This window comes from Geodermatophilus aquaeductus, assembly GCF_900182545.1.
Lineage (GTDB): Bacteria > Actinomycetota > Actinomycetes > Mycobacteriales > Geodermatophilaceae > Geodermatophilus > Geodermatophilus aquaeductus.
In genome coordinates, this window is sequence record NZ_FXTJ01000008.1 from 74322 (window position 1) to 90168 (window position 15847).

Sequence of the window (15847 nt, forward strand, 5' to 3'; positions counted from 1 at the left end):
GTACTGGCCGGCTGCTCGGCGTGAGCGGCGTACCCACACCCGACGACGGGACACGTCCCTGGGCGCTCCCTCGTGGGAGGCGTGCCGGTGACGGGGGGCGCCTCGAGGTGGACGGGACGACGGTGCCGGCAGGGCGGTCACGCGCCGGCCCCGGGGCCGGCGCGTGACCTCCCGTCATCGGGCGGTCTGCGCCTCCCGGCGCGGGAGCACCCAGTCCGGCCGCACGTAGTGGCAGGTGTAGCCGAACGGGATCTTCTGCAGGTAGTCCTGGTGCTCCTCCTCCGCCTCCCAGAAGGGGCCGGCCGGCTGCACCTCGGTGACGACCTTGCCGGGCCACAGACCCGAGGCGTCGACGTCGGCGATCGTGTCCAGAGCGACGCGCCGCTGCTCCTCGCTCGTGTAGAAGATCGCCGAGCGGTAGCTGCGGCCGACGTCGTTGCCCTGCCGGTCCTTCGTCGACGGGTCGTGGATCTGGAAGAAGAACTCCAGGAGCTCTCGGAACGAGATCACGTCGGGGTCGAAGACGATCTCGACCGCCTCGGCGTGGTCCCCGTGGTTGCGGTAGGTGGCGTTCGGGGTGTCGCCGCCGGAGTACCCGACGCGGCTGGAGAGCACCCCCGGGCGCTTGCGCAGCAGGTCCTGCGCGCCCCAGAAGCAGCCGCCGGCGAGGATCGCGGTCTCAGTGGTCATCGTGGGCCTCTCTGTGTGTCGAGCGTGAGGCTGAACACCGCCACCCGCGCAGGCCTTCCCACCGGCTCCGCGCAGGGGCCGGGTCAGGAGCGGATGAACTCCAGCAGGTCGGCGTTGATGGTCTCGGCCTCCGTCGTCGGCATGCCGTGGGGGAAGCCGGCGTAGGTCTTCAGGGTCCCGTTCTGCAGGAGCTCCGCCGACCTCGGCCCGGAGTTCGCGTACGGCACGACCTGGTCGTCGTCGCCGTGCATCACCAGGACCGGCACCGTGATCTTCCGCAGGTCCTCGGTGAAGTCGGTCTGGGAGAAGGCGACGACGCCGTCGTAGTGGGCCTTCGCGCCGCCCATCATCCCCTGCCGCCACCAGTTGGCGATGATCGCCTCGGAGGGCTCGGCACCCGGCCGGTTGAACCCGTAGAACGGCCCCGACGGCAGGTCGCGGTAGAACCGCGTCCGGTTGGTCGCGACCTGGGTCTGGATGTCGTCGAACACGCTCCTGGGCACGCCGCCGGGGTTGGCGTCGGTCTGCACCATGAGCGGCGGCACCGCGCTGATGAGCACGGCCTTGGCGACGCGGTCCTCACCGTGCCGGCCGAGGTAGTGGGCGACCTCGCCCCCGCCGGTCGAGTGGCCGACGTGCACGGCGTCGTGCAGGTCGAGGTGCGCCGTCAGCGCGGCCAGGTCGTCGGCGTAGTGGTCCATGTCGTGCCCGTCGCCGGTCTGGGTCGAGCGTCCGTGCCCCCGCCGGTCGTGCGCGATGACCCGGTAGCCCTGGGCCAGGAAGAACATCATCTGGGCGTCCCAGTCGTCGGCCGACAGCGGCCAGCCGTGGCTGAAGACGATCGGCTGACCGGTGCCCCAGTCCTTGTAGAAGATCTCGGTGCCGTCGTCGGTCGTGATGGTGCCCATGGAGTGCCTCCGTCGGTCTCGCGATGGCGGTGCGTCGGCTGCGACAGCGCCCCCATCCCAGCCGGAGCGGGTGGTCGGCGGGCGGCTGCGGGCGGACGGTCGGGTGAACTCGGGGGAGTGGTCCCCGGCCCGGCCGACACAGACTCGTGCGCCCACCCACGGGAGCACAACCCCCGGAGTCGGCCGCCGAACGACCCGGGACGCGGTCGTCCCTGGCGCCGGTCGTCTCCCGGGAGGACGATCGGGGTGCGGGGGGACGTGTCCACGAGGGAGACCGTGCCCATGTCAGGTCCAGGGCCGAAGCCGGCACAGGAACCGCGCACGCAGGCAGAGCGTCCTCGGCGGGTACCCGCCGACCCGCCGCAGATGTCGGTCGCGGAGAAGCTCGCGTGCGAGTGGGAGGCACGTCACGACGTCGCCGCCCGCCGGCGGATCGCCGACGTCGCGCCCGTCCAGCACTACCTGACCCACACGCGCTGCGAGGACGGCAGGAACGCCGCGGCCGGCGCCGGTCACCGGACGGCGCGGGGGGAGCACCCGGCCGCGAGCACCGCAGCGGTCCCGCCGGGCCTGCGGGGGTGGCTGCGCTGGGGCGAGGACGGCGGTCCGGACCACCTGGTCATCCCGCGCAACTGCTGACCGGACGGGGCGGTGAGGTCGTCCGGGCGTGCCGCCGGCGGCACCGTCACGGGCTGCACCGTCACGGGCTGCACCGTCACGGGCTGCACCGTCACGGGCGGCACCGTCACGGGCGGGGGCAGTCGAGTCCCTCCTGCTGCCGCTCCTCGGTGCCGCTGGTGGTCGCGCGGGAGAGGGTCCGCGCGGTGTCGATGAGCGGCACGTGGCTGAAGGCCTGCGGGAAGTTGCCGACCAGACGGTGCGCCTTCGGGTCGTACTCCTCGGAGAGCAGGCCGACGTCGTTGCGCAGGGCCAGCAGCCGCTCGAAGACCTCCCGCGCCTCGTCGTGCCGGCCCTGCAGGGCGTAGTTGTCGGCGAGCCAGAAGGTGCAGGCGAGGAAGGCGCCCTCGCCCGCCGGCAGGCCGTCGATGCTCTCGCCGGGCACCTGCGTGTACCGCTGCACGAACTCGTCCTGGAGCAGTTCCCGTTCCACCGCGGCCACGGTGCCGCGGACCCGCGGGTCGTCCGCGGGCAGGAACCCCACCAGCGGCACCATCAGCAGCGCGGCGTCCAGCTCGCGGGACCCGTAGTACTGGGTGAACGTGCGGCGGTCGGCGTCGTAGCCGCGGGTGAGGATGTCCCGGCGGACGTCCTCCCGCAGCGCCCGCCAGCGGGCCGCCGGCCCGGGCAGCCCGAACCGCTCGACGGCCTTGACCGCGCGGTCCGCCGCGACCCAGGCCATGAGTTTGGAGTGGGTGAACTGGTGCGGGCCGCCGCGGACCTCCCAGATCCCCTCGTCCGGATCACGCCAGTGGGACTCGACGAAGCCCATCAGCTCCGCCTGCAGCGCCCAGGACGGGTCGTGCGCCTTCAGCCCGGCGAGCCGGGCCTGGTGCAGGGCGTCCATGACCTCGCCGTAGACGTCGAGCTGGAACTGGTCGGCGGCGGCGTTGCCGATCCGGACGGGGTTGCCCTCGTATCGGGGGAGCCAGTCGGCGGTGGACTCCTCGAGCCGACGCTCACCGGCCACCCCGTACATGATCTGCATCTGGGCCGGATCGCCGGCGATGGCGCGGAGCAGCCACGTGCGCCAGGCGGCTGCCTCCTCGTCGAACCCCGAGTAGAGCAGCGCCTGCAGGGTGATGGTGGCGTCGCGCAGCCAGCAGAAGCGGTAGTCCCAGTTCCGCACGCCGCCGAGCTGCTCGGGCAGCGAGGTGGTGACCGCGGCGACGATGCCCCCGGTCGGCGCGTAGGTCAGCACCTTGAGGGTGAGCAGCGACCGCACCACGGCCTCCCGCCATCCCCCGTCGTACCGGCACCGGGACATCCACCTCTGCCAGTACTCCTCGGTGCCGGTGAGTTCCGCCTGCGGGTCCAACGGCCGCGGCGCGGGGAGGTGCGAGGCCCGCCAGGTGAGGACGAAGGGGGCGACGTCACCCGGCCCGACGCTGAAGTCGGCGGAGACGGCGCCGTCGCGGTGCTCGGTGGCCACCGGGGTGCGCAGCCAGGCGGCGTCCGGTCCGGCGACGGCCACCAGGTCGCCGTCCTCCCGGTACACCCAGGGCACGACGTGGCCGTAGTCGAAGCGACCGCGCAGCTCCATGCGCATCCGCACCCGGCCGCGGAGCCCCTCCACGATGCGGACCAGGTCGGGTGCCTCGTCGCGCGGCGGCATGAAGTCGATCAGCCGCACGCTGCCGTCGTCGGTGTCGAACTCGGTCTCCAGGACGACGGTGTCGCCGCGGTAGCGCCGCCGGACCGCCCGCACGTCCTCCCGGGGGGCGACCAGCCAGCGGCCGTGCTCCTCGGTGCCCAGGAGGGAGGCGAACACGGCGCCCGAGTCGAAGCGGGGGAAGCACAGCCAGTCGACCGACCCGTCCCTGCCGACCAGCGCGGCGCTCTGCGTGTCACCGATGACGGCGTAGTCCTCGATCGGCAGCGCCATCCCGTCCTCCCGACCGTCAGCCTGCGGCCTGCAGGTCGATGACCACCGTGACCTCCCCGGGCCGCCGGGGCGCATCCCCGGCCCCCCCGGGTCGACCCCACGGTCCACCTCCCGAGCCGGGTCGGACAACAACCGGTGACGCGGTGCCCGGGGAGCGGCCTCGTAAGGTCCTCCGGCATGCGGCCCGCGGCGTCGGTCGACTCGGCGAGGAGCTGGGGCGTCGTCGCCGCGGCGTTCGCGGGGATGTTCGCCTCGTTCGGGATCGCCTACTCCTTCGGGGCCTTCCTCGAGCCGATGGCGGAGGAGTTCGGCGCCGGCCGCGGCGCGACGTCGGCCTTCTTCGCCCTGACCTCGCTCACCTACTTCGGCCTCGGCGCCCTGAGCGGCGTCGCGGTGGACCGCTACGGCCCGCGGCGGGTGCTGCTCGTCGGTGCCGTCGCGCTCGGGGCCGGGCTGGCCGCCACCTCGCAGGCCGGCGAGCTGTGGATCGGGCTGGTCACCTACGGCCTGGGTGTCGGCATCGGCGTGGCCTGCGCCTACGTCCCGATGGTGGCGGTCGTCGGCGGGTGGTTCGAGCGACGGCGCACGCTCGCGATCGGGGTGGCGGTGACCGGGATCGGCCTGGGCACACTCATCGTCGCGCCGCTGGCCGCCGCGCTGATCGAGGAGTTCGGGTGGCGGGACACCCACCTCCTGCTCGGGGCGGCCGGGGCGGCGGTGCTGGGGGTCTGCGCGCTGGTCGTCCGCAGCCCGCCGGTGCGGCCGGGACCGGCGGCGCTGACGCTGGGCGAGGCGGTGCGCAACCGTGACTACCGGCGGCTGTACCTGGCGTCGGGGCTGCTGTCCGTCGCGCTGTTCGTGCCGTTCGTGCACCTGCCCGGGTTCGCCGAGGAGGCCGGGGCCGACCGGGTCGCGGCCGCGGCGCTGGTCGGGGTGATCGGGGCCGCGAGCACCGCCGGCCGGCTGGTGCTCGGGGTCGTCGCGGCGCGGACGGGTGCGCTGCGCGCCTTCCGCTGGTGCTTCCTCACGATGGGCGCGAGCTTCGCCCTGTGGGCCCTCGACGGCGGGTACGGCGTGCTCGTCGTCTTCGCCGTCGTGCTGGGGATCGGCTACGGCGGCTTCGTCGCCCTCGGGCCGGCCGTCGTCGCCGAGCGGTTCGGCACCACCCGGCTCGGCGGGCTGCTGGGGCTGCTCTACACCAGCGCCGGCATCGGCTCGGCGGTCGGCGCTCCGCTCGCCGGCGCGGCGGTCGACGCCACCGGCTCCTACGTCCCGGCCATCGCCGGGTGCCTCGTCCTCGGGCTGGCCGGCTATCTGACGGTGCTCACCGTCGGGCGCCGGTGAGCACCGCGCGCGCCGTCCCGGTTTGCACGGCCGCCCCGACCGCAGGATGCTTCCCCGTACCCGATGCCGGAGCAGGCGGCGTCATGGGATGGACACCGACTCCCGTCCTCGGGTGAGGCGCTCGCGCCCCTCTCCCGAGGAGGACCCGTGACAGCTACCCAGACGAGCACGGTCAGGTCCGGCGACAAGCTGCTCGGCCGGGTCGCCTTCGTGACCGGCGGGACCCGGGGGATCGGTGCGGCGATCTGCCGCAGCCTCGCCTCCCAGGGCGCCGAGGTCGCGGCCGGCTTCAGCGGCAACCAGGAGGCGGCCGACGCCTTCTGCGCGGACGTCAACACGACGTACCCCGACAGCCACGCCACGGTGCACCGCGGTGACATCGGGTCCGCCGACGACTGCCGCCGCACCGTCGGCGAGGTGATCGAGGGGCACGGCCGGCTCGACATCCTCGTCAACAACGCGGGCATCACCGCCGACAAGACCGTGCTCAAGATGGTCGACGAGGACTGGCGGCGCGTCCTGGACGTCAACCTGTCCGGCGCCTTCTACCTCTCCCAGGCCGCGCTCCGGCACATGGTCGAGCGGGGCAGCGGGCGCATCGTCATGGTGTCCTCGGTGATCGGCGAGACCGGCGGCATCGGGCAGGTCAACTACGCCTCCGCCAAGTCCGGGCTGTTCGGTCTGACCAAGACCCTCGCCCGCGAGGCCGCCATGCAGGTCCAGCGGTCCGGCAACACCGACGGGATCGGGATCACCGTCAACGCCGTGACCCCGGGATACGTGGCCACCGAGATGCTGGCCACCGTGCCGGCCAAGGTGCTCGACGGTCTGCGGGCCAAGATCCCCCTCGGGCGGCTCGGTGAGCCGGAGGAGATCGGGCGCGTCGTCCACTTCCTCGCCGCCGACGCGTCGTCCTACATCACGGGCCAGGTCTGGGGGGTCAACGGCGGCCTGGACATGTAGGCGCCGCCCGTCCGCCCCCGCCGACGACGGGGGACCACCGACAGGAGGGTGCCGGCGTGTTCGACCGCATCGCCGTGATCAACCGGGGTGAGCCGGCCATGCGGCTGACCCGCGCCGTCCGGGAGCTCGACGCCGAGCACGGCTCGCGGACCCGGGTCATCGCCTTGCACACGGAGGCCGAGCGACGGGCGACGTTCGTCCGCGCCGCCGACGAGGCCGTGCTGCTGCGCGAGACCGGTGCCGGCAACCCCTACCTCGACCACGACGAGCTGGCGCGGGCCCTGCGCGCGAGCCGGGCCGACGCCGCGTGGGTCGGCTGGGGCTTCGTGGCCGAGGACCCGGCGTTCGCCGAGCTGTGCGCCTCCCTCGGTGTCGTCTTCGTCGGTCCGCCGCCGGAGGCCATGCGGCTGCTGGGCGCCAAGATCGAGGCGAAGGTGCTCGCCGAGCAGGCCGGCGTCCCGGTCGCGCCGTGGAGCGGCGGCCCGGTGGCGGGCCTGGAGGACGGACGCCGACACGCGGCGGCCATCGGCTACCCGCTCATCGTCAAGGCCAGGAGCGGGGGCGGCGGTCGGGGCATCCGCGTCGTCCGGTCCGAGGCCGAGTTGGAGGAGGCGCTCACCCGCACGCAGGCCGAGGCGCAGCGCACCTTCGGCGACCCCGTCGTCTTCATGGAGCGGCTGGTCGAGGGCGGCCGGCACGTCGAGGTGCAGGTCGTCGCCGACCGGCACGGCACCGTGTGGGCACCCGGGGTCCGTGACTGCTCGGTGCAGCGGCGCAACCAGAAGGTCCTGGAGGAGTCCAGCTCACCGGCCCTGAGCCCGGAGCAGGAGCGCTCGCTGCGCGAGTCGTCCATCGCGCTGGTCACGGCGGCCGGCTACGTCGGGGCGGGCACCGTCGAGTTCCTCTACCAGCCCGACGAGCAGCTGTTCACCTTCCTCGAGGTGAACACGCGCCTGCAGGTGGAGCACCCGGTCACCGAGGAGACCACCGGCCTGGACATCGTGAAGCTGCAGCTGCACGTGGCGGCCGGCGGCCGGCTCGAGGGCGAGCCCCCCGCGCCGTACGGCCACGCGATCGAGGCCCGCCTGAACGCGGAGGACGCCGAGCAGGGCTTCGCGCCCGCCCCCGGCCGGGTCGAGCTCATGCGGCTGCCGACCGGCCCGGGTGTCCGGGTGGACACCGGGATCGGTGTCGGTGACGTCATCCCGCCGCTCTACGACTCGATGATCGCCAAGGTGATCGCCTGGGGACGGGACCGCCCCGAGGCGCTCGCCCGGCTGCGCTGCGCCCTGCGGGACACCACGGTGGTGCTGCGCGGCGGCACGACGACCAAGTCCTTCCTGCTCGACCTCCTGGACCGGCCGGAGGTGGTGGCCGGCACCGTCGACACCGGCTGGCTGGACCGCACCGGGATCGGGAGCAGGGCCGAGACGGCGGGCAACGCCTGGGTGGCGCTGGTCCGCGTGGCGATCGCCGTCGCGGACGCGGAGGAGGCGCTCGAGCGGGCGGCCTTCCTGGCCTCCGCACGCGGGGGGCGGCCGCGCGCCCCGCACGAGGTCGGGCGCTCGGTGGAGCTGGGGCACCGGGGTCAGGCCTACCGCCTGACCGTGGCGAAGGTCGGGCCCGACCGGTACCGGGTCACGCTCGACGACCGGTACGCCGACGTCGACGTGGACCGGCTCAACGCCCTGGAGAGCCGGCTGACCGTGGGGGAGGAGCGGTTCTCCGTCGTCGCCGTCCCGGCTCCCGGGTCCTCCCTCGTGGAGGTCGACGGCGTCACGCACCGCGTCGCCACCGACGTCGGGGGAGTGGTGCGCGCCCCGGCCCCGGCGGTCGTCGTGGCGATGCGGGCGTCCGTCGGGCAGGAGGTCGAGGCCGGCCAGACGCTGCTGGTGCTGGAGAGCATGAAGATGGAGACGGCGGTGCGGGCGCCGTTCGCCGGCCGGGTGCGCGAGGTGCGGGTCGCGGCCAACGCGCAGGTCGACGCCGGCGCACCGCTGCTCACCGTCGACCAGGCCGGCGGGGAGGTGGACGAGGCCTCCGGCGAGCGGGTCCGGCTGCCCGGCGGCCCGGTGGACGCCACCTGGGAGCCGAGGGACCGGGCTCTCTCGCTGCTCGCGGCGCTGCAGGCGCTGATCACCGGCTACGACATCGGGAGGCGCCACGCCACCGAGCTCGTGGAGGAGTACGGCCGCGCCCGCTCGGCGCTGCCGCAGGACGACCCGGAGCTGCTGCGCGCCGAGCTCACGGTGCTCACCACGTTCGCGGACCTCAGCGAGCTGTCCCGCAACCGCCCGGCCAGCGCCGACGAGGAGGCCGACCAGCAGGTCCACAGCCCGCGCGAGTACTTCCACGCCTACCTGCACTCGCTCGACGCCGAGCGGGAGGCCCTGCCCGACGGCTTCCGCGGGCGGCTGCGCCGGGCGCTGGCCCACCACGGCATCGCGGAGGACCTCGAACCCGGCCCCGACCTGGAGGACGCGGTCTACCGGGTCTTCCTGGCCCAGCAGCGCACCGGCGACCAGCTGCCCGCCGTCCTGGCGCTGCTGGACCGCTGGCTGACCACCGCCCTGCCGACGTCGGACGAGGCGCGGTCGGAGGTGGCGGAGGTCCTCGACCGGCTCGTCGTCGCGACGCAGCTGCGCTACCCGTCGGTGGGCGACCTCGCCCGCGCCGTCCGGTACCGCCACTTCGAGGAACCGGTGGTCCTGCAGGCCCGGCAGGAGGTCCTCGACGAGGCGACGCGGCTGCTGGCCGAGCTCGACGACGCCGCCGCGCGCGGCGACACCGGGGACCAGGTGGCCCGGATCGAGGCGCTGGTCGCCAGCCCCGAGCCGTTGATCCGGCTGCTGGCCGGCCGCTTCGGCCGTCCTCCGAGCCGGCCGGACCCCATCGTCGAGGTCCTCACCCGCCGTTACTACCGCAGCCGCAGCCTGCAGGACGTCCGGCCCGCCCTGCTCGGCGGCTCCTCCGCCCTGACCGCCGACTACGACCTGCGGGGCACCCGGCTGCACCTGCTCGCCCTGATGGTGCCGGCGTCGGGGCTCTCCGCCGCCCTGGCGGAGGTGCGGCGGCTGGCGGCCGACGTGGCCGACCCGCGCACCCTGCTCGTCGACCTCTACCTCTCCTGGCCGGACCGGCCCACCGACCCCGACGAGACGGCGGCGCGGCTGCAGGAGGCGCTCGCCGACCTGGCGACGGTCCCCTCGGTCCGCCGGGTGACAGTCACCGTCACCACCCCGGACGGCGACGTCGACGCGGTGACCTTCCGCCCCTCCCCGGACGGTCCGGCCGAGGACCGCCTCATCCGCGGCCTGCACCCGATGACCGCGCAGCGGCTCGACCTGTGGCGGTTCCGGGAGTTCGAGGCCCGGCGCCTGCCGTCGGCCGAGGACACGTACCTGCTGCACGTCGTCGCGAGGGAGAACCCGAACGACGAGCGCCTCATCGCCATGGCCGAGGTGCGCGACCTGACGCCGCTGCGCGACGAGGCCGGTGAGATCGTCGGCATCCCGACCGTCGAGCGGGTCCTCACCACCTGCCTCGACGCCCTCCGGCGGGGTCAGTCGCAGCGGCGCTCGCGGCGGCCCCTGGAGCACAACCGGATCCACCTGTACGCCTGGCCGTCGATCGAGGTGCCGCTGTCGGAGGTGGCGACCTTCGCCCGGATGGCCGCGCCGCTGACCGTCGGCTCCGGCGTCGACCAGGTCGTGCTGCTGGCGCGGCTGCAGGACGAGGCGGGCGGTCCGCCGCGCGACGTGGCCCTGCGCTTCTCCTACCGGCCCGGGACGGGCGTGCGGATGCGGGTGACCGACCGGCCCACCGAGCCCCTGCGGCCGCTGGACGACTACACGGAGAAGGTCCTGAGCTCGCGGGCCCGGGGCGCGGTCTACCCGTACGAGCTCGCCCCGCTGCTGGCCGGTCCCGACGGCACGTTCGTGGAGCACGACCTCGACGAGCACGGCCGGCTGGTCCCCGTCGGGCGGCCCCCCGGGCGCAACACGGCCGGGATCATCGCCGGCGTCGTCAGCACGCCCACGAAGCGCTACCCGGAGGGCGTGACCCGGGTGGTCCTCTTCGGCGACCCGACCAAGGCCCTGGGCACGGTGGCCGAGCCGGAGTGCGCGCGCGTCGTCGCCGCCCTCGACCTCGCCGAGGAGCGCGGCATCCCGGTCGAGTGGTTCGCGCTGTCCTCCGGAGCCCGCATCTCCATGGACAGCGGCACCGAGAACATGGACTGGGTCTCCCGCGCGCTGCGCCGGATCATCACGTTCACCCAGGCCGGCGGCGAGGTCAACGTCGTCGTCGCCGGGATCAACGTCGGCGCGCAGCCGTACTGGAACGCCGAGGCCACGATGCTCATGCACACGAAGGGCATCCTGGTGATGACGCCGGACAGCGCGATGGTGCTCACCGGCAAGCACTCGCTGGACTACTCCGGCGGGGTGTCGGCCGAGGACAACTTCGGGATCGGCGGCTACGACCGGGTGATGGGCCCCAACGGGCAGGCGCAGTACTGGGCGCCGGACCTCACCGCCGCCTGCGAGCTGCTGTTCCAGCACTACGAGCACGCCTACGTCGCACCCGGCGAGCGCTGGGCTCGGCCCGCCGAGACCGACGACCCGCGCGAGCGCGACGTGCGGTCCTTCCCGCACGAGCACCCCTCCAGCGACTTCACCACGGTCGGCGACGTGTTCTCGGCGACGGCGAACCCCGAGCGGAAGAAGCCGTTCGACATCCGGACGCTCATGCGCGCGGTCACCGACCAGGACCACCCGGTGCTGGAGCGGTGGGCCGGCATGGCCGACGCCGACACCTCGGTCGTCCTCGACGCGCACCTGGGGGGCCACCCGGTCGAGGTCATCGGGATCGAGTCCCGGCCGATCCCGCGGCGCGGCAGCCGCCCGGCCGACGGCCCGGACCAGTGGACCGCCGGCACGCTGTTCCCGCAGTCGTCGAAGAAGACCGCGCGGGCGATCAACGCCGCCAGCGGCAACCGGCCCCTGGTCGTGCTGGCCAACCTCTCCGGCTTCGACGGCTCACCGGAGTCGCTGCGCAAGCTGCAGCTGGAGTACGGCGCCGAGATCGGCCGCGCGATCACCAACTTCGACGGCCCCATCGTGTTCTGCGTCGTCTCGAGGTACCACGGCGGGGCCTTCGTCGTCTTCTCCGGCGTGCTGAACGAGAACATGCAGGTCCTGGCCGTCGAGGGGTCCTACGCGTCGGTCCTGGGCGGGGCGCCCGCCGCCGCCGTCGTCTTCACCCGGGAGGTCGACCGGCGCACCTCCGCCGACCCCCGGGTCCAGGAGCTCGAGGCCGCCGTCAGAGCGGCCGACGGCGTGGACCAGGCCCACCTGCGCGTCGAGCTCGCGACCCTGCGGGCCGGCGTCCGGTCGGAGAAGTTGGGCGAGGTGGCCGCCGAGTTCGAGGCGATCCACGACATCGGCCGGGCGCGCGAGGTCGGCTCCGTGCACGACATCGTCCCCGCCGCTGAGCTGCGGCCGCGGCTCATCGCCGCCGTCGAGCGGGGGATGGAGCGCGCGGGCCGGACCCGCGCCCGCGGGTAGCAGACCCTCAGAGAGGACCACCGTGAACGCCTTCGTCCTGAACCGACACGGTTCCCTGGTGTTCCCGTCCAGCGTCATGCCGCAGCTGGACTTCTCGACGATGGAGTCGCTCGACCAGCTCGACACCGTCATCCGTCGCGACTTCGAGACCAAGGCCCCCAGCGGCAGCGACATCCTGGACCGGATCCGGACGGAGGGCTACGACAGCCGGTACGCCCTGATGCGCGACCTGGCGCTCAACCTGTTCTGGACCAACCGCTTCTCGATCACCATGTACGACAAGCGGCCGACCCGGTGGGCGGACGTGCCGCGGACCCGGTCCGACGTCTTCCTGCCGGTCCTGCAGCCGTGGGAGGACGGCGAGACCAAGGTCGCCGCCGTCGAGTCGGCCTACCCGACGCTGCCTCCCCGGTGGGACGCCGACGTCGAGGACGGGATCTTCGGCGTCCTGTTCGACGTCTTCGGCCACCGCAAGCACCACGCGACCACGCTGCCGGCCGTCAAGCCGACCGTCGCGGAGTTCCTGCAGGACCCGGGCAACCTCACCTTCCGGCTGCCCGCCTACGACCCCGACTTCCCGGTGTACGACTACGACGACGTGCTCGACTGCCGGGAGGACGTGCCCGAGCTCGAGGCGCTGCACCGCTGGGCGATGGTCCTGCACAACCAGTACCCGTGGGACCGGGCCGCGGTGGAGCTCGCCCGCGCCGACCAGCTCGCCGACGACGACTACGTCGTCGCGTTCCACCCGCGGGACCGGGAGGTCCGCGACTTCCTCCGCCGCCTCGGCGCCGGCGCCACGGGCCGGCCGCGCCCGGTGCCCCGGGAGTCGCGGCAGCCGGTGCGGCCGTTCCCCGCGGTGGACGTCCGCCGGCAGTTCACCGTCATGCCGCGCCTGGAGTGCCTGGTGGCCGTCCACGGCGACCAGGTCTGCACCAACGACGACGTGGTGCGCAACTCCGCCTACAACTGGTCGCCGATGAGCGCCGACGAGATCCGGGAGAAGACCGGCGTCGAGGAGCGCCGCTACACCTCGCTCAGCCTGGAGGAGCTCGCCCTCCAGGCGGCCGAGGCGGCCCTGGCGAAGGCGGGGCGCGGGCCGGAGGAGATCGGCGGCGTCCTGGTGTGCACCTGCACCAGCTCGCGGCTGATCCCGTCGCTGGCCACCTACCTGTGCGGCCAGCTGGGCATCTACCAGACCCACGCCGCCTACGACCTCGTCGCGGCCTGCGCCGGCATGCCCTACGGCCTGGCCGAGGCCGCCCGGCTGCTGCAGGAGGTGGAGCGACCGGTCCTGGTGGTGTGTGCCGAGAAGTTCTCCGACAAGATCGGCAACGTCCGGCCCTCGCGCATGCTGTTCGCCGACGGCGCGGCCGCCATGGTCGTGGGACCGGCCGCCGACGGGCAGGCCCCCGACTTCGACTACCTGCAGACCTACGCCAGCGGGCCGGCGAGCGAGGTCAACTCGATCATCTGGCCGAACCCGGAGTTCGACAACAACATCACGGTGTTCGGCCCGCAGGTGAAGGCGCTCGCCGGCCGGTACCTCACCCAGATGATCGAGGAGATCGGCGCCCTGCCCGCCCCCGACGGCGCGGCGGGGTCGTTGCTGGACAGCATCGACCTGATCGTCCCCCACCAGGCGAACAAGACGATGGTGCTGCAGCTCGCCGAGCGGGCCGGGCTCGGCGCCGACCGCCTGTACTTCAACATCGAGAGGACCGGCAACGCCTCGTCGGCGAGCATCCCGCTGGCGATCCACGACGCGGTCCGCGACGGGGTGATCACCGAGCCGGTGCGCGTGTTCGCGCCCGGCTTCGGGGCCGGGGCCGTGGCCGGCTACGCGGTGATGCGGGTCGACCCCGCCGTGGTCCAGGTCCAGGGCGCCGCCGCCCCGGGCGCCGCTCCGGAGGAGCCGGCGTCCACCGCCGCGACCGAGCGCGGGCCGGCGTCCGAGGAGATGCGCGAGGCGTTCACCTGACGCCGGCCCGCCCCCGGCCTCAGCCCGGCCGGCGGTCCAGGACGTAGGAACCCGGGGCCGGCTCCAGGGGCGGGTGCGCCGCGCTGCCCCGTGCCGTCGGCGCCGGCACCTCGTCGCCGGAGCGCTCGAGCAGCCACTCCGCCCACGGCTCCCACCAGCTGCCGGTGTGCCGCTCGGCGGAGGCGCGCCAGGCCTCGGGATCCGGGCCCGGCTCCCCGCCGGTCCAGTAGTGCGCCTTCGGGTTGCCCGGCGGGTTGACCAGGCTCTGGATGTGCCCGCTGTGGCTGAGCACGAAGGTGCTCGGCCCGGACAGCAGCTGCGTCGTCCGGTAGCAGCCGGCCCAGGGGGTGAGGTGGTCGGTGAGGGCGCCGGTGACGAAGGTCGGCAGGGTGATCCGGCTCAGGTGGACCGGGGTGCCGAGCACGCGCATCGCTCCCGGCCGGACCAGGGCGTTGGTCCCGAAGATCTCCAGGAACTGCTCGTGCAGCCGCGCGGGCAGGTTGGTGCCGTCGGCGTTCCAGGCGAGGATGTCGAACGCCGGCGGGTCCTCGCCCATCAGCCACTGGTTGACCAGGTAGTTGAAGACCAGGTCGTCGGGGCGCATCCAGCTGAACACCGACCCCATCTCGCGGGCGCTGATGACCCCGCGCCGGCGCGAGTTCCGGCGGGCGAGCTCCATCAGGCGGGGGCCGGAGAAGGCGCCGAGCGGCGCCCGGCTGGAGAAGTCGAGCAGCGTCACCGCGTAGCCGGCGGCGGTCACCCGGTCGTCGCCGGTCGCGGCGAGGTGGTTGAGCGCCGTCGTCATGAGCTGCCCGCCGGCGCACAGGCCGAGCATCGTGACGTCGGGGGAGCCGGTGATCTCGGTCGCGACGTCGATCGAGTCGACGACGCGCTGCGCGTAGGTGTCCAGGCCCCACTCGGCCTGCTCCGCGGTGGGGTTGCGCCAGCTGATCATGAAGACCTGCAGGCCCCGGCTCACCGCGTACTCGACCAGGCTGCGTCCCGGCCGCAGGTCCAGGAAGTAGAAGCGGCCGATGGGGGGCGGCACGATGACCAGCGGGCGCTGCCGGACGCGCGGCGTCGTCGGCGCGTACTGGATGATCTCGACGACCTCGTCGCGGTGGACGACGGCGCCCGGTGAGATCCCCAGGTCCTTCCCGACGGTGAACGCGCCGCGGTCGGTCTGGGTGGGCAGGCCGCCGTTGTGCCGCAGGTCGTCGAGCATGTGCCCGAGTCCGCGCAGGACGCTGCGGCCGCCGGTGTCGAAGGCCCGCTTCAGCGCGGCCGGGTTGCCGAGCAGCGTGTTGGTCGGCGCCAGGGCGCTGGTGACCGCGTTCAGCGCGAACCGCGCCTGCTCGACCTCGCGCCAGTCGGCTCCGCGGGCCTCGTAGGCGTCGACGAGGCCGTCCAGCGACCGGGTCACCGCCAGGTAGGACTGGGCCAGCCGGCGGTACCCGGGATGGGTCGACCAGGCCGGATCGGCGAAGCGCCTGTCCCGGGGGGAGGGGGCGATCTCGTCGGTGCCGCGGAGGATGCGCACCGAGTCCCGTCCGAGCCGGGTGGCCTCCCGGGCGAGGGGCACCGGCTGGGCGAGCGTGGCGAGCACCGCCCGGGCGATGCCGCGCGAGGTGGGCACACCGACCGGTTCGCCGCTCTCCACCGAGGCCAGCGCCTCGGACTCCGACCGCGGCACCGGCGGCTCCGGAGCGGTCCGCCCCCTGGCGGAGCCGGTGTCGTGTGGTGCCGGCCTGGTGGTCGTCACGGCGGCCTCCTCTGTGACGTAGGTCACTCGATGCCCCGACGGTAGCCGGTCCGGCGGCGCTCGCGGACG

Annotated in this window: 9 protein-coding genes; 5 read left to right on the plus strand and 4 right to left on the minus strand. The window is 74.0% G+C overall.

Features of this window, described 5'->3' with window-relative positions; genetic code table 11:
- Positions 1-174: 174 nt before the first annotated feature.
- Together msrA and FN207_RS18535 are read right to left on the minus strand one after the other, a co-directional pair.
- Entirely contained in the window at positions 175-690 is a 516-nt protein-coding gene (gene msrA / locus FN207_RS18530; RefSeq protein ID WP_110907357.1) for a peptide-methionine (S)-S-oxide reductase MsrA, read from the minus strand.
- An 83-nt stretch (positions 691-773) separates the two neighbouring features.
- The gene (locus tag FN207_RS18535; protein ID WP_142459931.1) at positions 774-1598 is read right to left on the minus strand and encodes an alpha/beta fold hydrolase; all 825 of its coding nucleotides are present in this window, start codon (positions 1596-1598) and stop codon (positions 774-776) included.
- Between the two features lie 366 nt (positions 1599-1964).
- On the opposite strand from FN207_RS18535, the gene FN207_RS18540 reads away from it, so the two are divergent.
- Positions 1965-2237: a hypothetical protein gene (locus FN207_RS18540; protein ID WP_142459932.1), complete on the plus strand. Its 273-nt coding sequence runs from the start codon at positions 1965-1967 to the stop codon at positions 2235-2237.
- A 106-nt stretch (positions 2238-2343) separates the two neighbouring features.
- Here the strand turns inward: FN207_RS18540 and FN207_RS18545 are convergent, their stop codons facing one another.
- On the minus strand, positions 2344-4161 hold the full coding sequence (locus FN207_RS18545; RefSeq protein WP_142459933.1) for a glycoside hydrolase family 15 protein: 1818 nt from the start codon (positions 4159-4161) through the stop codon (positions 2344-2346).
- Positions 4162-4338: 177 nt separating this feature from the next.
- Here FN207_RS18545 and FN207_RS18550 point away from each other — a divergent pair, with 177 nt between their 5' ends.
- The 4 genes from FN207_RS18550 (at position 4339) to FN207_RS18565 (ending at position 14016) form a co-directional block, all read left to right on the plus strand.
- Positions 4339-5505 (plus strand): MFS transporter, encoded by a 1167-nt coding sequence (locus FN207_RS18550; RefSeq protein ID WP_142459934.1) that lies wholly within the window; start codon positions 4339-4341, stop codon positions 5503-5505.
- Between the two features lie 147 nt (positions 5506-5652).
- Positions 5653-6468 carry a 3-oxoacyl-ACP reductase FabG gene (gene fabG, locus FN207_RS18555; RefSeq protein ID WP_246066171.1) on the plus strand — a complete coding sequence of 272 codons (816 nt, stop codon included), beginning with the start codon at positions 5653-5655 and terminating at the stop codon, positions 6466-6468.
- A 56-nt stretch (positions 6469-6524) separates the two neighbouring features.
- Positions 6525-12035, plus strand: coding sequence for an ATP-binding protein (locus tag FN207_RS18560; protein ID WP_142459936.1), 5511 nt, complete (start codon positions 6525-6527; stop codon positions 12033-12035).
- 58 nt (positions 12036-12093) lie between these two features.
- Positions 12094-14016 carry a 3-oxoacyl-ACP synthase III family protein gene (locus FN207_RS18565; protein ID WP_246066172.1) on the plus strand — a complete coding sequence of 641 codons (1923 nt, stop codon included), beginning with the start codon at positions 12094-12096 and terminating at the stop codon, positions 14014-14016.
- 19 nt (positions 14017-14035) lie between these two features.
- Here the strand turns inward: FN207_RS18565 and FN207_RS18570 are convergent, their stop codons facing one another.
- Positions 14036-15778, minus strand: coding sequence for a PHA/PHB synthase family protein (locus tag FN207_RS18570; RefSeq protein ID WP_246066173.1), 1743 nt, complete (start codon positions 15776-15778; stop codon positions 14036-14038).
- Between the last annotated feature and the right edge of the window lie 69 nt (positions 15779-15847).